Here is a 21,569-nt window from a genome sequence, read left to right as displayed (position 1 = left end):
AAAAGTTAATATTATCAATGATGCAGAAAATTGATTCAAAAGAGAAGGTAAAAAATGCAATAACCAAAGTTCATAAATGAAAGTGACAAATTTAACCCCCGTATGCTGCGGGTTGTAGGGGTGGATTAGTCTAAAACTGCGCGCAACGCGCTTTTTTATAAGAGGAATTCGACTATGACAGTTATCAACCAGACAACCTGCACATTGTTTACTGATGCTGAACGATTCACTCAACTGGCGGCTTATTATGAGGCCGAACGGCGCACGGTGTGGATGATGTTACGTGCCACGCCACGGCCTTGCTTCAATCATGCGCTGATCGAGGAGATCATGAATCTCTCCTGGCTGGTTCGCCAGTCCGGATATGTCGTTGATTTTTGGGTCACCGGATCGCTGGTCCCTGACATCTACAATACCGGCGGTGATTTACAATTCTTCGTTGAGTGCATCAAAAACAACCGACGCGAAGCGTTACGCGCCTATGCCCGGGCCTGTGTGGACTGCGTTCATGCCGCCTCGCGAGGGTTTGATACCGGTGCTGTCACGCTGGCGATGGTTGAAGGAAGCGCGTTAGGGGGCGGGTTTGAAGCCGCGCTGGCGCATCATTTCATTCTGGCCCAGCGCGATGCCCGATTAGGCTTTCCGGAAATCGCGTTCAATCTGTTCCCTGGCATGGGCGGTTATTCACTGGTGGCGCGTCGTGCCGGCATGAAAATGGCAGAGGCGCTGATCTATAAAGGTGAGTCGCATACGGCGGAATGGTATGAACAGCACGGTCTTGTGGATCTCTTATTCGAGCCGTTACAGAGCTATGTTTCGGTACGGACGTTTATCGACACGCTACAGCCGAAGCTGAACGGCGTAAGGGCCATGCTGCGCGCGCGTACGCGTGTTCTGCCACTTCCGCGAAGCGAGTTGATGGACATTACAGAGGATTGGGTGGATGCCGCCTTCTGCCTTGAACCGAAGGATATCGCCTACATGGAGCGGCTGGTTATGCTGCAAAATCGCCATCAGGCGACGGGCTTACGCAAAGCCAGCTAACGGACATTCCTGGCCTGATAGCGCTTTAGCCATCGCTCGAATGCGGCTGCGGGCATGGGCTTAGCAAAAAGAAAACCCTGCCGTTCGTTGACGCCATTCTTCGTCAGAAAGGCGTCTTCTTTTGCACTCTCCACCCCTTCAGCAATGACCTGCAGATTCAACGCCTGTGCCACGGCGACTATCGCGCGCACCAGCGACTGTGAAATGGACTGCTTATGGATATCCCGGACGAAGGACTGGTCAAGCTTGATGGCGTCGATAGGGAAGCGCGCCAGCTGCGACAGGGAAGAGTACCCCGTACCAAAGTCATCAAGGTGAATTTGCGCCCCCAGGCGGCTAAATTGCTGGATCACTGACAGGGCCAGCTCTTCATTTTCGATGAGACAGCTTTCGGTCAATTCCACGTCAATCGGGCAGTATTCAAAATTCAGGTCTTTCAGCGCCTGCTTCAGGTCACTGAAGATGGTCTGGTCCGCCAGCTGACGGGCGGAAACGTTGACCGCGACGCGCAGGTTGATCCCTTTGTCGCGCCATTTTGCCACCTGGCGCACCACATCGAGCATAACCCAGCGGCCAAGGGGCACTATCAGCCCTGACTCTTCCGCATAGGAGATAAATTCCATCGGCGGGATCAGGCCACGCTCCGGCGACTGCCAGCGCACCAGCGCCTCCAGACTTCTGACTTCGCCGCGCCAGGTCATTTTTGGCTGGTAGTGAATTAACAGCTGATCGTTATCCAGCGCTTTACGCAGGTTGGTATCCAGCCACAGATATTCAAATACGCGCTGGTTCATCTCTGGCGAGAAGACGCAGAATTTACCCCGGCCATTTTCCTTGGCGGTGTACATGGCGGTGTCGGCATTGCGAATGACGCTTTCCCGATCGTTACCGTGCTGGGGCGCAAGCGCGATACCAAGCGAGCAGCCAGTGTAAACCTCTATCAGCCCGATGCGGAAAGGCTGCCGCAGTCGGGTCAGAATGCGCGACGCCATAGCTTCCAGTGCGCCCTGCGAGGTATCGGTGGCCATCACGATAAACTCATCCCCACCCAGGCGCGCCAGGGTTTGTCCGTCGTCCAGGCAACTCAGGATCGCCAGCGCAACGGCCTGTAGCAGCTGGTCGCCAAACATATGCCCATAGGCATCGTTCACTTTTTTAAAGTTATCCAGATCGAGATAAACCACGCCCACCTGCGTTTCGCCCCGGGAGGTGATGGCGTCGGAGATCAGCTCATGGATGGCATTTCGGTTAGGCAAACCGGTAATCGTATCCGTATTGGCGAGAACGCGCAGGCGCTCCTGGGCCCGGCGCTCTTCCGTGATGTCGGTACCTGAACAGATGAGGAAAATTTCATTTTTCCCGCTGCCGCTGTGAACGAATTTATTTCTGAAGAGAAACAGGCGTTGCCCCTTGCGGGTCTTGATCCAGCGTTCGACTTCGTAGGAGCTGCCGTTACGAAAAAAACCGGTGATGTTGCGTTTTGAGGCCGCGGCTTCGCTGCGGCTCATGAACAGTTTAAACACGTTTTGCCCGATGACTTCCTGTTCCTTCAGGCCCGTATATTCTTCACTTAAACGGTTGAAGCGCTGAATATTCCCGTTCTGGTCGAGGATGACAATTACGGAGTTAGCTTCGGACACTACCTGTTCGGCGAAGGAGAGTCCCTGCGCCAGATCGCGCGCCACGGAAGGCGTGTCGTTCCATGCTGATGCCGTTCCCGCCCACTCATTTTTGTTAATTTTACGACCGACAAGATGGACGGGAACGTCCAAACCATACAAGGGAAGGGTCATGGCAATGCTGGACGTGATAACGGTGAGCTGGCGAATCAGAGCGGCCTGCTCATCGTCCAGCGCAACCACCTGAACGATTTCAGCGCTTTCACTGGCAGCAAGATGCAGAGCATTGCTGTCTGCTGTTAGTCGCCACCAGGGGCTATGCGTACCCATGTAACGAAACAGCAAATTCTGCTCCAGATCGTCCATCCCGTTTTCTCCCGCGGCTGCTGAGTAGCGCACAAATTATTCATTTGCAGTCGACTATGACGGCTCTTTTTACTGTAGATAATTCTGGCGAAATGTGGCGGTGGGAAACAGAAAAGTGTGAGAAAAAACGATGATTTTGCGAGAGATAATACTGGGGAGAACTCCCGGCCATCTCTGAACGGAACGGCCGGGAGTCTACGCGGTTATCAGGCGACAGGGCGCGCGATAATGCTGCGGGTTTCCATGCGGACTTCAGCGATGTTTACATCAATCACGTCAGTGACTTTGTAAACCGTTTCGCCTTTAATTTGCACGGTCCCGTTTTCCTGGCTACAAACCAGTTCGTCGCGAACGGCATGCAGGAACGGGGCAGGAATAAAGGCAACGGCGCCATTATCCACCAGACGCACGCGCATACCGCCGCGGCTGATGTCAATGATTTCAGCCGGGAAACGGGTGTCAGTCCCTGCCTTATCATTCAGGAAACGCGCGTACAACCAGTCGCCTACATCACGCTCCGCCATACGGTTCAGACGGCGACGCTCTGCCATCTGCAACGTAGTCTCATCCTGTGGCCGGGCAACAGATTCCCCTTTGATGATCGCTTTCAGCAGACGATGGTTAACCATGTCGCCGTACTTACGGATCGGGGAGGTCCAGGTGGCGTAAGCCTCAAGACCGAGACCGAAGTGCGGGCCTGGCTCCGTGCTGATTTCCGCAAAGGACTGGAAGCGGCGAATGCGGCTGTCAAGGAAACCTGACGGCTGTGCGTCCAGCTCGCGGCGCAGCTTGCAGAAGCCTGGCAGGGTCAGCACCTCTTCCGGATCGACGTGGACGTCATGGGTTTTGAGCAGGGCGGCCAGCGCTTCGGTGTTAGCCGGGTCAAAGCCGGTGTGCACGTTGTAAATGCCAAAGCCTAACTTGTCGCGCAGCACGCGTGCGGCGCAAATGTTGGCGGAGATCATCGCTTCTTCAACGATACGGTTGGCAATACGGCGTGGCTCGGCGACGATGTTGAGCACTTCGCCTTTTTCCCCCAGCACAAAGCGGTAGTCCGGGCGGTCCTTAAATACCAGGGCGTGGGTCTGGCGCCACTCACTGCGGCTCTGGCAGACGCGATGCAGCAGACGAATTTGCGCAGCGATATTATCGGATTCAGGCTTCCAGCTGCCGGTATTTTCCAGCCAGTCGGACACGTTGTCATAAGCCAGTTTGGCTTTGGATTCGATGGTGGCGGCGAAGAATTCGATATCTTCTTCAATGGTACCGTCAGCCGCGATGGTCATGCGGCAGGCCAGTACCTGACGCACTTCATGGGGACGCAGGGAGCAGAGATCGTCGGAAAGCTCGCGCGGCAGCATCGGGATGTTGAAGCCCGGCAGGTAGTTGGTGAACGAACGCACTTTGGCCATTTCGTCCAGCTTGCTGCCTTCGACAATCCATGCGGTAGGGTCGGCGATGGCGACGGTCAGATGCATTTTGCCATCCGCTGCCTCTTCGGCATACAGCGCATCGTCCATATCCTCGGTGCTGGCGCTGTCGATGGTGACAAAGTCCAGCGCTGTCAGATCGCGACGCTCAAGACCTTCGTCCTGCATTTTGGTCGCGACGCCATCCGGCGCTTCTTTTTCGAGGTTGTGGCGCGCCAGCGTCACCCACCATGGGACGAAATGGTCGTCGCCAAAGGTGATGAACTGGGTCAGCTCGGCGTAGAAACCGCGATCGCCTTTTAAAGGATGACGGCGCATTTCGGCAACCGCCCAGTCACCCTCGACAAAGTCATGCTCAACGCCACGCGCGGCGCGGCAAGGGATGGCATCTTTCAGGAGAGGATGATCCGGTACGATAGAAAGACGATCGTCTTTTTTATGCACTTTCCCGACAAAGCGGGTCAGGAAAGGTTCGATCAGTGCTTCCGGCTCGGCAGACTCTCGTTCCTTTTCGGTATGAATAACGGCCGAAATGCGGTCGCCATGCATCACTTTCTTCATCTGAGGAGGCGGAATGAAGTAGCTCTTCTGTCCGTCAACTTCAAGAAAGCCAAAGCCCTTTTCCGTGGCTTTTACGACCCCTTCTGCACGGGGCGTCTGGGAATGTAGTTGCTGTTTAAGCTGCGCTAGCAGCGGGTTGTCCTGAAACATAATGTTCTATTTTCGTAGCCATTGAGCGGCTGACAGTTTTACGCGATTCTCACTGCTACAGCAAGCGCTCTTTAGGTAAAGCGTGTGGTTATTCCTCTTTGCCAAGCGCCACGCGAAGACGGTCCAGCCAGCCATTAAAAGCGCCGTGGGTTAACAGGTTAATTGCCTTGCCCGGTGGGATACCGGCCTCCGTGAGAGGCGTTAACTGGGCGGCGCTAAAACGATCGGGAGACGTAAGCAGCAGCGTATGGGCGGCTGAGAGCGATGCAGATGGCTGGGCTTCGCTTTGTGGGTGGTTAACCAGTATCTCGCCCGTCAGATTCAGCAGCATCGGCTCATGGCAGAGAACCGGCGTGAGCGCTGAAAGCGCAGGTTCGGCCTGCCAGCGTGAGAGCGCCTCAAGTTGAACCGCACTGGCATATTTTAGTTCGACTACGGGCTGGGTGGCTGTCCATCGGGTAAAGCTCAGCGGTAGTGTATGGGGCTGAATGTGGTGTCCCGGTAGCCAGCGTACCGGATGGCCAAGCAGCGCCTGAAACACTGCAACCGCCCGCGCCTGAAAACCAGTAAAGCCGATGATCTGGTTGATAAGCACAATGTCATACGTTGACAGTCCCACCTCATCAAGCTGAGTTTGCGCTTTATCGTCAATGACGTCCGGAGAGCTCGCCAGCTGGCGGGCATACTGAGTGATTTCTGCAAGGCGTCGATTGCTTTCCCGGGAAGAGTCGGGGCCCGGAAGGGGGGCGAGGAGCGCCGCGTAGTGGTTACAGAGCCGCTGGACGCCACACGCCTGGGAAACCGTCAACGCCGTGCTCAGTCTGTCGTAGGCGCTAAGCGTGTGCAGACGGTTTACGGGAGTATCGAGCGGGAATAAGAGGCGGCACAAGGTTCGGGCTGGCGTAAGCCACCCACAACAGCTTGCGGCAATGTCGTCAGGCAGGGCTAAATCGAGCAAAAAACGATCGTCGACGTTAGCGGCTTCAGGCACCAGCGGCAGAACGTCCGTCTGCGAATGATTCGACTGGGTTTCGTGATACCAGTGGCCTTTGCCGGAAAAACGGCGTTGTTCCATGGGCGTTCCTTGATCTCAAAATGGCGATCAATATCCTGGCGTAAGGCGGATGAGGGGAAAAATATTGTTAGGTGATAACAAATAGCAGAACGGAATAACGAAGTGCGGGGAGGGGAGAAAACTCTCTTCCCAGGCGGGAAGAGAGTAACAGACTTATTTGATTTCCAGCTCGTTCATGGCAGCGATGTTGAAGCCGCCGTCCACGTGAACCACTTCGCCGGAGATACCCGCGGAAAGGTCAGAGCACAGGAATGCCGCAGAGTTACCCACATCTTCGATGGTAACAGTACGACGAATCGGGGTAACCGCTTCGCAATGTGCCAGCATTTTACGGAAATCTTTGATCCCGGAAGCGGCCAGAGTACGGATTGGACCCGCAGAAATTGCGTTAACACGCACGCCTTCAGGACCCATTGCGTTCGCCATATAGCGCACGTTGGCTTCCAGAGACGCTTTCGCCAGACCCATAACGTTGTAGTTAGGAATAGCGCGTTCTGCGCCCAGGTAGGACAGGGTCAGCAGGGCGGCGCCCGGGTTCAGCATCGCGCGGCAGGATTTTGCCATCGCAACGAAGCTGTAGGAGCTGATGTCATGGGCGATTTTGAAGCCATCACGGGTAACCGCGTTCACGTAATCGCCGTCCAGCTGGTCGCCCGGAGCGAAGCCGATGGAGTGAACGAAACCGTCGAATTTCGGCCATGCTTTAGCCAGTTCAGCAAACATGCCATCAATGCTTTCGTCTTGTGCAACGTCACATTCCAGAACAATGCTGGAACCCAGCTGCGCGGCAAATTCTTCAACACGGCCTTTCAGCTTGTCGTTCTGGTAGGTGAACGCCAGCTCAGCGCCTTCGCGATGCATAGCCTTTGCGATGCCGTATGCGATGGACAGTTTGCTGGCAACGCCAGTTACCAGAATGCGCTTACCGGAAAGAAAACCCATAGCTTTAATCCTTATATTCATTGCTTATTTTGCCTTGTAATTCATAGCGTTACAGGCAGTATTTCAAAATCATTCGAAATTAGCTCGAAATTATAGCCCACTCACAGCCCCTTGTGTCACGATATTTCTCGCTCACGTGCCGTGACTGGGCGCACGAAAGACGTTGAACTGACTCTTTATCAGGCTATTTCGTGTGTATTCCAGCAGTATATCACCAGGTGCTGGGTTCGCCTCATCCAACCAGAGGTTGGCCAGAAGCTTCACGCTAAGACGGCCGGATATTAATTCGCTGGCGAGGGGATTCGGGCAATAACCTTAATTTCAAAATCAAATCCGGCCAGCCAGTTAACGCCGATAGCCGTCCAGTTTGGGTAAGGTGGCTGTGGAAACACCAGTTTTTTCACCTCCATGATGACGGGGAACTGGTTTTCTGGATCGGTATGAAACGTCGTGACATCAATCAGATCGTCAAAAGTGCATCCTGCCGCGGTCAATGTCGCCTGTAAATTATCGAATGCCAACTGCACCTGAGCGGCGAAATCAGGTTCAGGCGTGCCATCGCTGCGGCTGCCGACCTGACCGGAAACAAATAACAGATCGCCAGAGCGAATAGCAGCCGAATAGCCATGCTCCTCATAAAGGGCATGTCGATTGGCAGGGAAGACAGGATTACGTGGATGCATGGCATTTCCTTTTCTGTCAGAGGCGTTGTTGTGGTTACTTAAGAGAAGTAACATACGTAATGTATGTGAAAAATGTAATTCACATACGCCGCGTATGTCAAATTAAAAATATCGCTTTTATAGGAAGTTCTATGGCTACAAAACGTCGTGCTGAAACAGCTCAGGAAAATCGCGAAAAATTGATTCATGCGGCGCGAAAGGCGTTTGCTGAGAAAGGCTTTGCTGCAGCGTCGATGGATGAACTGACGGCAAGCGTGGGGTTAACGCGCGGTGCGCTGTATCATAATTTCAGAGATAAGAAAGGGTTACTGGCGGCGGTGGTCGCGCAGATAGACAGCGAAATGGCGGGCAACGCGAAAGCCGTTGCCGCGGCCACAGACGATGATTGGGAAAGACTGCTGGCGGAAGGTATCGCCTACATCAACATGGCGCTCGTTCCGGAAGTTCAGCGTATCGTGCTTCTTGACGGTCCGGCCGTTCTGGGCGATCCGGCGCAATGGCCCAGCCAGAACAGCTGTCTTGAGTCGACCCGCCAGACCATCGAAAAATTAATCGAACGCAACGTGCTTAAAAAAATGGATGCGAAAGTCGCAGCCCATCTGTTGAACGGCGTTGCGCTGAATGCTGCCTTGATGATTGCCGCGAGTGACGAGCCGCAGAAGACGCTGCCGCATGCCATTGAGGTGTTTACTCTGCTGGCAAGCGGGTTACGCAACGGCTAACGATCTTTCCGCCACGCATCGGCCGTCAATGCTTCACCAAAGTGTCCGGCAATCAGGCGTTTTGTCAGGTCGTGGAGCGGGGAGGCCAGCACGTCAGCGGTACTGCCGCGCTCAACGACTTCACCCTGGTGCATCACCAGCACCTGATCGCTGATGTGCTTCATCATGCCCAGGTGCTGAGTCACGTAGATATACGATATCCCCTGCTTTTCCTGTAGCTCCAGCATCAGGTTGATGAGTTGCGAACGCATCGACATGTCCAGCGACGCCAGCGCTTCGTCGGCGATAATGACCTTCGGGCGCAGGATCAGCGCGCGGGCCAGTCCGAGACGCTGTTTTTGGCCCGGGGCCAGCATGTGGGGGTAATAGCTGACATGGTCGGGCAGGAGACCTACCAGACGCAGGGTTTCGACAATCCGTTTGCGACGTGCTTCCGGCTCCAGGTCGGTATTCAACCGCAGCGGGAAATCCAGGATCTGCGAAATACGCTGGCGCGGGTTGAGGGACGTTGACGGATCCTGAAAAATCATCCGAATGCGCTGGCTGCGGAAAGAGTAGTCACCAAATTCCAGAGGATGATCGTCAATCAGTATTTCACCGCCGCTTGGCTCAACCATACCCGCGAGCATTTTTGCCAGGGTCGATTTGCCCGAGCCGTTTTCACCGATAATCGCCAGCGTCTGCTTTTCGCGCAGCGTAAAGCTCAGCGGTTTAACCGCCTCGACGGTCTGACGGTGAAACAGGCCGGTGCGATAGCGAAAGGTCTTACTCAGGTTACGGACTTCCAGTAAGGTTTCGACCATTTCACTCTCTCTCCATGTTCAGCGGGAAATGACAGGCAAACAGATGATTTTTCGGCCCTGTCAGGCGCGGTGTTTCAATGCATTTACGCTGAGCATACGGGCAACGCGGACCCAGACGGCAGCCAATGGGCAGCGATTCCAGCAGCGGAATCGCGCCAGGCAGAGTATTCAGACGGCTCTTGTGTGGCATTGCGCTGCCGAAATCAGGGATCGCCCTGATCAGCGCCTGCGTGTAGGGATGATGCGGCGTCGTCACCAGGTCTTCACTTGGCGCGGTTTCTACCGTTTGTCCGCAATACATCACGTCAATTTTATCCGCCCACTTGCTCAACATTTGCAGGTCATGGCTGATCAGCAAAATGGTGGTGTTGTTATTCTGGTTCAGACGCGTGAGCAGGCGGAAAATCTGCGCCTGAGTCGTTGGCTCCATCGCGTTCGTCGGTTCGTCCGCAATCAGCAGACGCGGCTGATTGGCCAGGGCGATAGCAATCATCACTTTCTGGCATTCACCGTCGGTCAGTTCGTAGGGGAAACTGCGCATCGCGTCTTTATGGTCTTTGATCCCCACACGGTGCAATAGCTCAATGGCACGGCGTTTACGCCAGCCGAAACGCTGCCACCAGCGGCCTTTATAGGTCCAGCCGGGGATATTCTGCATCAGCTGTTTCCCGACGCGCTCGGACGGATCGAGACAGGATTGCGGCTCCTGAAAAATCATCGAGACGTTATGGCCCACCAGTTTACGGCGTTCGCGCGGGGAGAGACGCAACAGATCGATGTCGTCGAAACGCATACGGTCGGCGGTCACCCGCCAGTTGTCCTTTGCCACGCCGCAAATGGCTTTGGCGATTAGACTCTTACCGGAACCCGATTCGCCCACCAGCCCGCGTATTTCGCCCTCTGCGAGCGTAATACTGATGCGATCCACCGCTTTAACCCAGCCTTCGCCCGTTTTAATTTCGATCGTGAGGTTGCGGATATCAAGTAACGGCATTATTGCACCCCCGCATTGATTGCGCGGCGGATCCCGTCGCCAAGCAGGTTAACGAGCAGAACGCTCACCATAATGGCCGCGCCCGGCAGCATGACCGTCCACGGCGCGACGTAAATCAGCTCCAGAGCATCGCCGAGCATTGCGCCCCATTCCGGGGAGGGGAGCTGCGCGCCCAGGTCCAGGAAGCCCAGCGCTGCGATATCAAGAATCGCCATCGACAGGGCGCGGGTGATCTCCGTCACCAGCCCGGCGGCAATGTTAGGCAGCACGGCAAACCACAAAATATTAAACGTGGTGGCACCGTCCAGACGGGCGGCGACGACATACTCTTTCTCCAGTTCGTCGTGAACCAGGCTGTAAACCGATCGCACCATGCGGGGCAGAATGGCCAGCCAGACGGCGAACATCGCATGTGTGAGGTGCGGCCCCGCGAAGGCCACGACGATAATCGCCAGCAACAGCGAAGGAATCGAGAGCAAGGTATCAAGAATATGATTAAGCACGGCAGACCGCAGCCCATGGGTAGAGCCGGCAAAAATGCCCAGCGCAAGGCCGCATATCGCGGCGGCCAGGGTGACCACGAACGCGCCGCCTACCGTAGGTGCGGCGCCGCTCAGTAAACGACTTAGCACGTCGCGTCCGAGATCATCAGTCCCCAGGAAGAACGAAACCTCCCCGTAACGCGACCACGATGGCGGTAAAAGCTGATAACCAAGGAACTGCTGATCGATGCCATACGGGGCAAACCACGAACCAAAAACACACAGCAACACGAGGCCAATGCAGCCGTAAAAGCCGATCATCGCCGTGGTGTCGCCGTAGAAATTACGCCACACGGTGCGTAGCGCACCAGGCGTGCGCTTTTCGCTGTAGACGTTATCGTAAGGCATACCATTCCTTATGCTTCAACGGGTTGGCCATGGCACCCAAAATATCGGAAACAACGTTAACAATAATAACCAGCGAGCCAATCACCATCACTCCGGCGGAGATCGCAGCGTAATCCTGCTGGCGAATGGCGTTGATCATCCAGCGTCCAAGGCCCGGCCAGCTGAAAACCATCTCGGTGATCATCGCCAGCGTCAGCATGGTTGAGAATTGCAGCCCAAGCCGTGGGATTACCGGCGGCAACGCATTGTGCAGCACATGGCGACGTAGAATCGTCAGGCGAGACAGTCCGCGTGTGGCGGCGGCTTTCACATAGTTTTGATCGAAGACTTCGATAGTGCTGATGCGCATCAGGCGGATCACTTCGGTCGTCGGTGCGACGGCCAGCGTGAGCACTGGCAGCACCATATGGCGCAGGGCGCTCACGATCATTTCGTCGCGCCAGACTGAATCGGAAAGCCAGGCGTCAACGATGGCGAAGCCGCTCACCGTTTGCACGTTATATAGCAGGTCGAAACGGCCAGACACCGGAAGCCAGCCTAACGTCAGTGAGAAGAAGAGGGTAAGCAGCAGCGCCAGCCAGAAAACAGGGATGGAAAAGCCAATTAAGGCAAGCGCGCTGATGAATTTATCCTGCCATTTATTGCGATAAATTCCCGCCAGCATCCCCACCGGGATCCCCACCATGAGGGCAAAGCCAAAGGCGAGTATACACAGCTCCATGGTGGCCGGGAAAACCATCTTCAGCTGCTCAGAGATGAGCTGTCCGTTGATGCTGGACACGCCAAAATCCCAGTGCAACAGGCCGTTAAACCAGAACAGCCAGGCGTCCCAGAGGGATGAGCCCTGAAGCGGGGCGTGCGGCGTAAAGTAGCTAAGGCTAAAGCCGACAAAGGTCAGGAAGAACAGGGTGACCAGCAGTAACAGCAGCCGCCGCAAGGTAAATATAATCATGGTTTTTTCACCTCTTGTTCTTTCTCACGAGTCACGCCCGCGAAGGAGGCGTTACCAAACGGGCTGAGTACCAGCCCTTTTATATCGTAACGGTAGGCCTGAAGGCGCAGGGAAGAGGCAAGCGGCAACACGGGAAGCTCTCTGGCCAGAATATTTTGCGCTTCATCGTAGGCCTCAATGCGTGAAGCAAGCTGTTGAGATGAGAGGGCTTTTTGCAGCACAGCATCAAATTCCCGGTTACACCAGTGCGCGTAGTTGGTCTGGGAGTTGATCGCCGCACAGCTCAGCAGCGGACGGAAGAAGCTGTCCGGGTCGTTACTGTCGGTAGACCAGCCAGCCAGCGTTAAGTCGTGATTCATGTCCATCAGACGCGCCTCCTGGAAACGGCCTTCGACAGGAACGATGATCACCTTCACGCCCACCTGGGCCATATCTGCCTGCAACAGTTCGGCGGTTTTCAGCGGGCTAGGGTTCCACGCCTGAGAGCTGGTGGGTACCCACAGCTGAAGCGTCAGGTTTTCTGCCCCCAGTGCTTTAAGCTGTTCGCGCGCTTTCGCCGGATTATATTCCGTGATCTTCGCCTCGCCGTCATAGGCCCAGGAGGCGCGGGGCAGAATAGAGGCGGCGGTTTCCGCGGTGCCGTAATAAATCGACTGCATCAGACGCTGATTGTTGATCGCTAACGCCAGCGCATGGCGCACGGCCGGATTATTCAGCGGTGGCTTATCGGTGTTAAACGCCAGATAGGCGATGTTCATTCCCGGGCGTAGGGTCAGGCGCAGGCGGGGGTCGTCGCGCAAAATAGTCAACTGGCTGGCCGCAGGCCACGCAAGGACGTCGCACTCACCGGTCAGCAGTTTGGAGAGGCGACCTGTTCCACCTGAACCCAGATCAACAATAACCTGCGGCATCAGCGGTTTGCCGCGCCAGAAATGATCGTGTCGTTGCAGGCGAATGTATTGTCCGGCGCGGTACTCAGCTAACTGGAAGGGTCCTGTGCCCACAGGCTCACGATCGAGACGTTCCTGACGATCCTTTTTCGTCAGCTGATCCGCGTATTCGGCTGACATGACGGACGCGTAGTGCGTCGCCAGGTGCCAGAGGAAGGAGGCGTCCGGGCGCGTCAGGCGAAACTCAACCGTGCGGTTATCCAGCTTACGAACGCTTTTGACCGTGTCCGCGAATTGCAGACTGTCGAAGTAGGGGAAGTTTCCGCCGTTGACGTTATGCCACGGATGGTTGCGGTTAAAGATGCGCTGGAAGGTGAAAACCACGTCATCCGCGTTGAGCTTGCGGGTTGGGGTAAACCACGGGGTGTGCTGAAAAGCCACATCATCGCGTAGACGGAAGCGGTACGTGGCGCCGTTATCAAGCACTTCCCAACTTTCAGCAAGCTCCGGAACCAGCCGATAGGTATAAGGATCGACGTCGAGCAGGCGATCGTAAATCTGTGCGGCCAGCGTATCAACAATCACGCCGCTCCCCGCCTTTTGCGGGTTAAAGGTATCAACTTGCCCGCTGACGCAATAGACGAAACCACTATCACGAATATCAGGAGGCGCAGTACGATCGGGCGCAGCAAAGGCCAGATTGCTGAACAGACCGAGTGCAAACAGGGATGATAAAACCAGGCGCATAGTTTTTAAGGTTTTTAGATTCGATCTGCAAAGTGTATCGCACTTACGCCTGCTTCGTAAAAATGTCTGGGGGTAAGTGCTGATAATGTCAGCGCATTTGATGTTTTTTGAGCAATGCCCTTAACTGATGGTAGGTCAGACCCAGCAGTTCAGCTGCCCGTTTCTGGTTATATTTCGCCTCTTTCAGGCTCCGTTCCAGCAGTTGCTGCTCCTGCTGATGCTGGAACTGGCGTAAATCGAGCGGCAACGCCGGATCATGCTGGCGCGCCGCCGGATCAAGGGGCTGTTTAACCTCGCGCCGAAACGGATCGAGAATAATGTTGTCCAGTTCGGTCTCGCTGCTGCCATGACGGTAAACAGACCGTTCCACCACGTTTTTCAGTTCACGGATATTCCCCGGCCAGTGGTAACCGAGCAGGGTCTCGGTGGCTTGTTCGCTGAAGCCCGGAAAGAGCGGCAGGCCCAGTTCCCGGCACATCTGAATGGCAAATTGATCGGCCAGCAGCATGATATCGCTGCGTCGCTCACGCAGCGGCGGCAACTGGACGACATCGAAAGCCAGCCGGTCCAGCAGGTCGGCGCGGAATTTATCTTCTGCAACCATCGCGGGCAGATCGGCGTTAGTGGCGCACACCAGGCGAACGTTAACCTGAAGCGGCTGACTTCCACCAACGCGTTCCAGTTCGCCATACTCAATGACGCGCAGCAGCTTTTCCTGTACCAGCATTGGCGCGGTCGCCAGCTCGTCGAGAAAGAGCGTTCCGCCATCGGCACGTTCAAAACGACCGGGGTGCCGTTTTTGTGCGCCAGTAAACGCGCCGGCTTCATGACCGAAAAGCTCCGTGTCGAGCAAATTTTCATTCAGCGCCGCGCAGTTAAGCGAAATAAAAGGCCCGTCCCAGCGGCCAGACAGAAAGTGCAGACGGTTAGCGATAAGTTCTTTACCCGTTCCGCGCTCACCGATAATGAGCACCGGTTTATTCAGCGGCGCCAGGCGCGATACCTGCTCAAGCACTTCCAGGAAGCTGTTTGCCTCGCCAAGCAAATTGTCTTTATATTCAGCCATGATGAAATTAACCACTCCTTAGTGATATTCACCAGGTGAGAATAGCCGCTGGATGGATAAATATCAATCACACCCAGTAAAATCAATAAGATAAAAAGTTGGCATGGGATTTGTATTAACTACTCAGCAGGGCATCGCCCGATAACAGAACTATGAGGATTGAATTATGGGTATTTTTTCTCGTTTTGCCGACATCGTGAACGCCAACATCAACTCGCTGCTGGAGAAAGCAGAAGATCCGCAGAAGCTGGTGCGCCTGATGATTCAGGAGATGGAAGACACGCTGGTTGAAGTACGCTCCACCTCCGCCCGCGCGCTGGCAGAGAAGAAGCAGTTAACGCGTCGTATTGAGCAGGCGACTGCCCAGCTTAACGAGTGGCAGGAAAAAGCTGAACTGGCGCTGCGCAAAGATAAAGAAGATCTGGCCCGCGCTGCGCTGATTGAGAAGCAGAAGCTGACCGATATGGTTGCCACGCTGGAACATGAAGTGACGCTGGTGGATGATACTCTGACGCGTATGAAGAAAGAGATTGGTGAGCTTGAAAACAAACTCAGCGAAACCCGTGCACGTCAACAGGCGCTGGCGCTGCGCCACCAGGCTGCAAGTTCGTCCCGCGACGTGCGTCGCCAGCTGGACAGCGGCAAACTGGATGAAGCGATGGCGCGTTTCGAATCGTTCGAACGTCGTATCGACCACATGGAAGCGGAAGCCGAAAGCCACAGCATCGGTAAGCAGAAAACCCTGGATCAGCAGTTTGCTGACCTGAAAGCCGATGATGAAATTAGCGAGCAGCTGGCGGCGCTGAAAGCCAAAATGAAGCAAGACAACCAATAATAAATCCTGCGGCACCTGAGCGTGCCGCATCGCAAGACAAGGAGTACACATGAGCGCGCTTTTTCTGGCAATACCCCTGACAATTTTCGTGCTGTTTGTTCTGCCCATCTGGTTATGGCTGCACTACAGCAACCGCTCTTCTCGCGGGGAGCTGTCGCAAAGCGAGCAACAGCGGCTGGCGCAGCTCTCTTCTGAGGCAAACAAAATGCGCGAACGTATTCAGGCGCTGGAAGCCATCCTGGATGCGGAACACCCGAACTGGAGGGAGCGTTAATGGCTGGACTAAGTCTGAATAAAAAACTGTGGCGCATCCCGCAGCAGGGCATGGTTCGGGGCGTTTGCGCCGGCCTGGCACACTATCTGGATGTCCCGGTAAAACTGGTACGTGTGGTCACCGTATTGTCGATTTTCTTTGGCCTGGCCTTTATTACACTGGTGGCTTACATCATTCTGTCGTTTGTACTTGATCCGATGCCGGAAGGTGAACTGGATGCGGAAAACACGCCAACCAGCAGCGATCTTCTTAACGCGGTGGATGAACAGCTGAGCGCAGGGGAGAAGCGATTGCGCGAGATGGAACGTTATGTCACCTCCGATACCTTTACGCTGAGAAGTCGTTTCCGTCAGCTTTAAGAGAGAACTTACATGAAACAAAACTGGCAACAGGCCGGTCAGAAGGTAAAACCCGGCCTGAAAATCGCAGGTAAACTGGTTCTGATGACGGCGTTACGTTATGGTCCGGCTGGTGTGGCGGGCTGGGCGATCAAGTCTGTTGCCCGTAAGCCGGTCAGAATGTTGCTGGCGGTCGCCCTGGAGCCGCTGTTACAAAAACTGGCAAAACGCGTTTCACGTCGCTACTTTTCACGCTAATCCCGCTCATATAAGCCCTTTCTCGCGCTGAGAGAGGGCATGAATTCCCCCTCTGCTTTTTCTCTTTCTTTGCGGCAGCTCACATTACTGCGTTGCGCTGCTTTGAGAATGCCTTTTTCAGCCCCCAGGTCCGTTGACAGTTATTTTTCATGGGAGTAGATTGCCACTCCGTGGGACCGCTACCATGGAAAATAATGTGAACGCAAAAATTAAATACCTTATCAATCATATTTACGGTGAATCATTTTCAGATGCACACTTTGACGTGTTATTAACTAAGCTTCAACAGGCGGCGGTTAATATTACGGAGAAGCGTAAGTCAGGCTGGGATGAAAAAGATGTTGTTCTGATTACCTATGCCGATCAGATCTCCGCGAAAGGGGAGAAAGCATTGCCGGTATTTACCCGGTTCTATAATGAGTGGCTTTCTCGTACTTTTTCTCATGTCCATCTTTTACCTTTCTATCCGTGGTCATCAGATGATGGTTTTTCCGTTATTGATTATCATACCGTTGCACCTGAAACGGGAAACTGGCGCGATGTCGCGGAATTAAAACAGTCAGCCAGCTTAATGTTTGATTTCGTTTGCAATCATATGTCAGCGAAAAGCGAATGGTTTGCGAATTATCTTGCGCAGAAGCCTGGTTATGAAGATTTCTTTATTTCTGTCGATCCGGAAACCGATTTATCCGCGGTGACGCGCCCACGCGCTCTACCGCTGTTGACGCCGTTTACGCTTAATGATGGCAGCGTTCGTCATTTATGGACTACATTCAGCGATGACCAGATCGATCTCAATTTCGCCTCGCCGCAGGTGCTGATTGCAATGGTTGACGTTCTGCTCCATTACCTCATGGAAGGGGCGCGTTATATCCGTCTGGATGCGGTCGGGTTTATGTGGAAAATCCCGGGAACAACCTGCATCCATCTGGAACAAACTCATTGCCTTATCCAGCTGTTCCGCGCCATTACGGACGCCGTGGCACCTGGAACGGTGATCATTACTGAGACAAATGTTCCGCACAAAGACAACATCTCTTACTTCGGTGATGGTGAAAACGAAGCCCAGATGGTCTATCAGTTTTCCTTACCTCCGCTGGTGCTGCATGCCGTTCATCGTCAGGATGTGAAAGCACTTTGCCAATGGGCGGGGTCGCTGGCACTGCCTTCTTCACACACTACATGGTTTAATTTCCTGGCCTCGCATGATGGTATCGGTTTGAATCCGCTGCGCGGCATTCTTCCGGAATCAGAGATCCTCTCGTTGGTCGAAAATCTTCAGCAGGAAGGCGCGCTGGTCAACTGGAAAAATAATCCTGACGGAACGCGAAGCCCTTATGAAATTAATGTCACCTATCTTGATGCGTTAAGTTTACAAGACAGTTCAGATGAGGAACGTATTGCACGGTTCCTCCTCGCGCATGCTGTGTTGTTAAGTTTCCCAGGCGTCCCGGCTGTTTATATTCAGAGCATTCTTGGTTCGCGGAACGATTATGAAGGCGTCGAACGCCTCGGATATAACCGCGCGATTAACCGGAAAAAATACACGGCGGGGCAGCTTGATAGCGAACTGAATAATAAGAAGAGTATTCGTTATCAAATTTATTCTCGTTTGAGTGAGCTTATCGCTATTCGTCGCGGCGAGAGGGCGTTCCATCCGGATAGTCAGGTTGCTTTCGACGCAGTGGGTAAACAAATTCTTAAAATTATTCGTGTTGCTGAAAATGGCGAGCGAATTACAGCATTATTTAATTTTAGCAATAAAATGCAGACCGTTTATGAACAAACGCTTTCTGGTAAGGAGTTATTATCAGGACAGGATATTAGCGGTACGGAGCTGATCCTCAATCCATGGCAGGTAATGTGGATTAAAGAAAACTAAAAAGGACCCTAAAATGAAAATGCCAAAAATTGTGCTGTTATCAGCACTGGTTTCGTGCGCCCTGTTATCAGGCTGTAAGGACGATAAAGCATCTCAGGTCACCATTGAGTTCATGCACTCGTCGGTAGAACAGGAGCGTCAGGCCGTTATCACGAAATTGATTGAAAAATTCGAACAAGAGAACCCGACTATAACGGTGAAACAGGTACCCGTTGAGGAAGATGCCTATAACACCAAGGTTATTACTCTGGCCCGTACCGGTGCGCTACCGGAGGTGATAGAGATCAGTCATGACTACGCCAAAGTCATGGATAAAGAGCAGTTGCTGGATCGTGACGCCATCGGCCGCGCCGTCAAGGCGGTGGGCGAGGAGACATTTTACGACGGCATTTTACGCGTTGTTCGCACGGAAGATGGCAGCGCATGGACGGGGGTGCCGGTTAGCGCCTGGCTGTCCGGCGTCTGGTATCACAAAGATGCGCTCGCGGCAGCGGGGATCGAGGAACCGCACAACTGGGAACAACTGCTGAAAGCCAGTCAGGCGCTCAACGATCCGGCGAAAAAACATTACGGCATCGCGCTTCCAACCGCAGAAAGCGTTATGACTGAGCAGGCTTTCTCGCAGTTTGCTTTGTCAGGAGGGGCTAACGTCTTTGATGCAAACGGCAGCGTGAAAATCGATACCCCTGAGATGTCGAAAGCGCTGGAGTTTTATAGGGCACTGGCCGCGAACACCATGCCGGGCTCGAATGATGTCATGGAGATCAAAGACGCCTTCATGAACGGTTCTGCGCCTATGGCCGTTTACTCTACCTATATCCTGCCCGCGGTCTTCAAAGATGGCAATCCGGCCAACCTGGGGTTCGTGGTCCCGACGGAAAAATCATCAGCCGTGTACGGCATGATCACTTCTTTGACGATCACTACCGGCCAGACCGCAGATGAAACGCAGGCCGCCGAGAAATTTGTCACCTGGATGGAGCAGGCTCAGAACGCCTCTGATTGGGTCATGATGTCTCCGGGCGCCGCGCTACCGGTCAATAAACTCGTGGTGGGCACAGATTCCTGGAAAAACAACGACGTTATCAAGGCCTTTGGTCAACTGCCTTACGAGCTGATTGCGCAGTTCCCGAACGTCCAGGTGTTTGGTGCCGTGGGCGACAAGAACTTTACCCGCATGGGAGATGTTACCGGGTCCGGCATTATCAGTTCCATGGTGCATAACGTGACGGTGGGACAAAAAGATCTCAATGCGACGTTAAGCAACAGCCAGAAGAAACTGACTGACCTGATATCACAACGATAGGAGCGCTTTGCGAAGGGAATTATGAAGACGTTGTTTTCTGGTCGTTCAGATATGCCTTTCGCCATGCTGCTGTTGGCCCCCAGCCTGATTTTGCTGGGGGGCCTGGTGGCCTGGCCAATGATTTCTAACATTGAAATCAGTTTTTTACGTTTACCGCTGAATCCGCGTATTGATGCGGTGTTCGTCGGTCTGGATAACTACATTCGCATCCTGGGCGATGCTGCGTTCTGGCACTCCCTGTGGATGACGTTCTGGTATACGGCGCTGGTGGTGATCGGCAGCACCGGACTGGGGCTGGCCGTAGCGATCTTCTTTAACCGTGAATTCCGCATGCGGAAAACGGCACGTTCACTGGTGATACTGTCCTATGTGACGCCGTCTATTTCACTGGTATTTGCCTGGAAATACATGTTCAACAACGGCTACGGAATTGTGAACTATCTTGGCGTTGATCTGCTGCATCTCTACGATCAGGCGCCGCTGTGGTTCGATAACCCTGGCAGCAGTTTTGTCCTGGTCGTGCTGTTCGCCATCTGGCGTTACTTCCCATACGCCTTTATCTCGTTCCTCGCGATTCTACAGACCATTGATAAATCCTTGTACGAAGCGGCAGAGATGGACGGGGCGAATGCCTGGCAGCGTTTTCGTATCGTGACGTTGCCCGCCATCATGCCGGTGCTGGCCACGGTGGTCACGCTGCGCACCATCTGGATGTTCTACATGTTTGCGGATGTTTATCTGCTCACCACCAAGGTCGACATTCTGGGCGTATATCTCTACAAAACCGCCTTTGCGTTCAATGACCTGGGTAAAGCAGCCGCCATTTCCGTTGTGCTGTTTGTGATCATATTCGCTGTCATTCTGCTGACCAGAAAAAGGGTAAACCTCAATGGCAACAAATAAACGCGTTCTGGGCCGTATCGGTTTTTATCTGGGACTGGCGGTATTCCTGATTATCACGCTGTTTCCGTTTTTTGTGATGCTGATGACATCGTTCAAAAGCGCGAAAGAGGCGATCTCACTGCACCCGACTATCCTGCCGCAGGAGTGGACGTTACAGCACTACATCGACATCTTTAACCCGCTGATTTTCCCGTTTGTGGATTATTTCCGTAACAGCATGGTGGTGTCGCTGACCTCCTCGGTCATTGCGGTGTTTCTCGGTACGCTGGGCGCTTATGCATTATCCAAACTGCGCTTTAAAGGGCGCACGACGATCAATGCGAGCTTCTACACCGTCTATATGTTCTCCGGGATCCTGCTGGTAGTGCCGCTGTTCAAAATCATCACCGCGCTCGGCATTTATGACACCGAGCTGGCGCTGATCATCACCATGGTGACGCAGACGTTGCCGACTGCGGTCTTTATGCTGCGCAGCTATTTCGACACTATCCCGGACGAAATCGAAGAAGCCGCGATGATGGACGGCCTGAACCGCCTGCAAATCATCTTCCGCATCACCGTGCCGCTGGCGATCTCGGGTCTGGTGTCAGTCTTCGTTTACTGCTTCATGGTGGCGTGGAATGACTACCTGTTCGCCTCCATTTTCCTGTCCAGCGCCAGCAACTTCACGTTGCCGGTGGGGCTGAACACGCTCTTCAGTACGCCAGATTACATCTGGGGTCGCATGATGGCGGCATCGCTGGTGACGGCACTGCCCGTTGTCATTATGTATGCCCTGTCTGAACGTTTTATTAAAAGTGGTTTGACCGCCGGCGGCGTAAAGGGCTGAGGCGGCCGAT

At 54.1% G+C, this 21,569-nt stretch carries 21 protein-coding genes; 10 read left to right on the top strand and 11 right to left on the bottom strand.

What is annotated here, in order from left to right; all coding sequences use genetic code 11:
- Nucleotides 1–174: 174 nt before the first annotated feature.
- Nucleotides 175–1,044, top strand: a complete 870-nt coding sequence (locus tag ACQG0S_RS11890; RefSeq protein WP_022648314.1) for a crotonase/enoyl-CoA hydratase family protein — start codon at nucleotides 175–177, stop codon at nucleotides 1,042–1,044.
- Here the strand turns inward: ACQG0S_RS11890 and pdeR are convergent.
- From pdeR to ACQG0S_RS11865, 5 genes are all read right to left on the bottom strand, one after another.
- Entirely contained in the window at nucleotides 1,041–3,029 is a 1,989-nt protein-coding gene (gene pdeR / locus ACQG0S_RS11885; RefSeq protein WP_063147225.1) for a cyclic di-GMP phosphodiesterase, read from the bottom strand. The genes ACQG0S_RS11890 and pdeR overlap by 4 nt on opposite strands.
- A 206-nt stretch (nucleotides 3,030–3,235) precedes the next feature.
- Nucleotides 3,236–5,170: an exoribonuclease II gene (locus tag ACQG0S_RS11880; RefSeq protein WP_022648312.1), complete on the bottom strand. Its 1,935-nt coding sequence runs from the start codon at nucleotides 5,168–5,170 to the stop codon at nucleotides 3,236–3,238.
- An 88-nt stretch (nucleotides 5,171–5,258) separates the two neighbouring features.
- Nucleotides 5,259–6,245 carry an oxidoreductase gene (locus ACQG0S_RS11875; protein ID WP_048966769.1) on the bottom strand — a complete coding sequence of 329 codons (987 nt, stop codon included), beginning with the start codon at nucleotides 6,243–6,245 and terminating at the stop codon, nucleotides 5,259–5,261.
- Between the two features lie 153 nt (nucleotides 6,246–6,398).
- The gene (gene fabI, locus ACQG0S_RS11870) at nucleotides 6,399–7,187 is read right to left on the bottom strand and encodes an enoyl-ACP reductase FabI (RefSeq protein ID WP_048966770.1); all 789 of its coding nucleotides are present in this window, start codon (nucleotides 7,185–7,187) and stop codon (nucleotides 6,399–6,401) included.
- Nucleotides 7,188–7,468: 281 nt separating this feature from the next.
- Nucleotides 7,469–7,870 (bottom strand): RidA family protein, encoded by a 402-nt coding sequence (locus tag ACQG0S_RS11865; RefSeq protein ID WP_048966771.1) that lies wholly within the window; start codon nucleotides 7,868–7,870, stop codon nucleotides 7,469–7,471.
- A 131-nt stretch (nucleotides 7,871–8,001) separates the two neighbouring features.
- On the opposite strand from ACQG0S_RS11865, the gene ACQG0S_RS11860 reads away from it, so the two are divergent.
- A complete protein-coding gene (locus ACQG0S_RS11860) occupies nucleotides 8,002–8,592 on the top strand; it encodes a TetR/AcrR family transcriptional regulator (protein WP_022648309.1) in 591 nt (196 codons plus the stop codon).
- Here the strand turns inward: ACQG0S_RS11860 and sapF are convergent.
- The 6 genes from sapF to pspF form a co-directional block, all read right to left on the bottom strand.
- Nucleotides 8,589–9,395, bottom strand: coding sequence for a putrescine export ABC transporter ATP-binding protein SapF (gene sapF / locus ACQG0S_RS11855; RefSeq protein WP_003856838.1), 807 nt, complete (start codon nucleotides 9,393–9,395; stop codon nucleotides 8,589–8,591). The genes ACQG0S_RS11860 and sapF overlap by 4 nt on opposite strands.
- A 1-nt stretch (nucleotide 9,396) precedes the next feature.
- Nucleotides 9,397–10,389 (bottom strand): putrescine export ABC transporter ATP-binding protein SapD, encoded by a 993-nt coding sequence (gene sapD, locus ACQG0S_RS11850; RefSeq protein ID WP_003856840.1) that lies wholly within the window; start codon nucleotides 10,387–10,389, stop codon nucleotides 9,397–9,399.
- Nucleotides 10,389–11,279: a putrescine export ABC transporter permease SapC gene (sapC, locus tag ACQG0S_RS11845; RefSeq protein ID WP_006810824.1), complete on the bottom strand. Its 891-nt coding sequence runs from the start codon at nucleotides 11,277–11,279 to the stop codon at nucleotides 10,389–10,391. Before sapC ends, sapD begins: the two co-directional genes overlap by 1 nt.
- The gene (gene sapB / locus ACQG0S_RS11840) at nucleotides 11,266–12,231 is read right to left on the bottom strand and encodes a putrescine export ABC transporter permease SapB (RefSeq protein WP_022648308.1); all 966 of its coding nucleotides are present in this window, start codon (nucleotides 12,229–12,231) and stop codon (nucleotides 11,266–11,268) included. Before sapB ends, sapC begins: the two co-directional genes overlap by 14 nt.
- Nucleotides 12,228–13,868, bottom strand: coding sequence for an ABC transporter substrate-binding protein SapA (gene sapA / locus ACQG0S_RS11835; RefSeq protein WP_022648307.1), 1,641 nt, complete (start codon nucleotides 13,866–13,868; stop codon nucleotides 12,228–12,230). The genes sapB and sapA overlap by 4 nt, the downstream gene beginning before the upstream one ends.
- An 88-nt stretch (nucleotides 13,869–13,956) precedes the next feature.
- Nucleotides 13,957–14,949 carry a phage shock protein operon transcriptional activator gene (pspF, locus tag ACQG0S_RS11830; protein ID WP_162200560.1) on the bottom strand — a complete coding sequence of 331 codons (993 nt, stop codon included), beginning with the start codon at nucleotides 14,947–14,949 and terminating at the stop codon, nucleotides 13,957–13,959.
- 151 nt (nucleotides 14,950–15,100) lie between these two features.
- Here pspF and pspA point away from each other — a divergent pair, with 151 nt between their 5' ends.
- The 8 genes from pspA to ACQG0S_RS11790 all read left to right on the top strand — a co-directional run bounded on the left by pspA (nucleotide 15,101) and on the right by ACQG0S_RS11790 (nucleotide 21,559).
- Nucleotides 15,101–15,769 carry a phage shock protein PspA gene (pspA, locus tag ACQG0S_RS11825; protein ID WP_022651342.1) on the top strand — a complete coding sequence of 223 codons (669 nt, stop codon included), beginning with the start codon at nucleotides 15,101–15,103 and terminating at the stop codon, nucleotides 15,767–15,769.
- 49 nt (nucleotides 15,770–15,818) lie between these two features.
- A complete protein-coding gene (gene pspB / locus ACQG0S_RS11820; protein WP_022648304.1) occupies nucleotides 15,819–16,043 on the top strand; it encodes an envelope stress response membrane protein PspB in 225 nt (74 codons plus the stop codon).
- Nucleotides 16,043–16,402: an envelope stress response membrane protein PspC gene (gene pspC, locus ACQG0S_RS11815; protein WP_048966773.1), complete on the top strand. Its 360-nt coding sequence runs from the start codon at nucleotides 16,043–16,045 to the stop codon at nucleotides 16,400–16,402. Before pspB ends, pspC begins: the two co-directional genes overlap by 1 nt.
- A 12-nt stretch (nucleotides 16,403–16,414) precedes the next feature.
- Nucleotides 16,415–16,639: a phage shock protein PspD gene (pspD, locus tag ACQG0S_RS11810; protein ID WP_006810818.1), complete on the top strand. Its 225-nt coding sequence runs from the start codon at nucleotides 16,415–16,417 to the stop codon at nucleotides 16,637–16,639.
- Nucleotides 16,640–16,823: 184 nt separating this feature from the next.
- Nucleotides 16,824–18,521: a sugar phosphorylase gene (locus tag ACQG0S_RS11805; protein ID WP_048966774.1), complete on the top strand. Its 1,698-nt coding sequence runs from the start codon at nucleotides 16,824–16,826 to the stop codon at nucleotides 18,519–18,521.
- Between the two features lie 13 nt (nucleotides 18,522–18,534).
- Nucleotides 18,535–19,827, top strand: coding sequence for an ABC transporter substrate-binding protein (locus ACQG0S_RS11800; protein ID WP_048966775.1), 1,293 nt, complete (start codon nucleotides 18,535–18,537; stop codon nucleotides 19,825–19,827).
- A 21-nt stretch (nucleotides 19,828–19,848) separates the two neighbouring features.
- Nucleotides 19,849–20,730, top strand: a complete 882-nt coding sequence (locus ACQG0S_RS11795) for a carbohydrate ABC transporter permease (protein ID WP_022648300.1) — start codon at nucleotides 19,849–19,851, stop codon at nucleotides 20,728–20,730.
- Nucleotides 20,717–21,559 (top strand): carbohydrate ABC transporter permease, encoded by an 843-nt coding sequence (locus tag ACQG0S_RS11790; RefSeq protein ID WP_003856865.1) that lies wholly within the window; start codon nucleotides 20,717–20,719, stop codon nucleotides 21,557–21,559. Before ACQG0S_RS11795 ends, ACQG0S_RS11790 begins: the two co-directional genes overlap by 14 nt.
- Nucleotides 21,560–21,569 lie beyond the last annotated feature (10 nt).

Source organism: Enterobacter cloacae complex sp. 418I7 (assembly GCF_050030705.1).
Classification (GTDB): Bacteria; Pseudomonadota; Gammaproteobacteria; order Enterobacterales; family Enterobacteriaceae; genus Enterobacter; species Enterobacter intestinihominis.
This window is presented reverse-complemented; position numbering and strand designations above follow the sequence as displayed.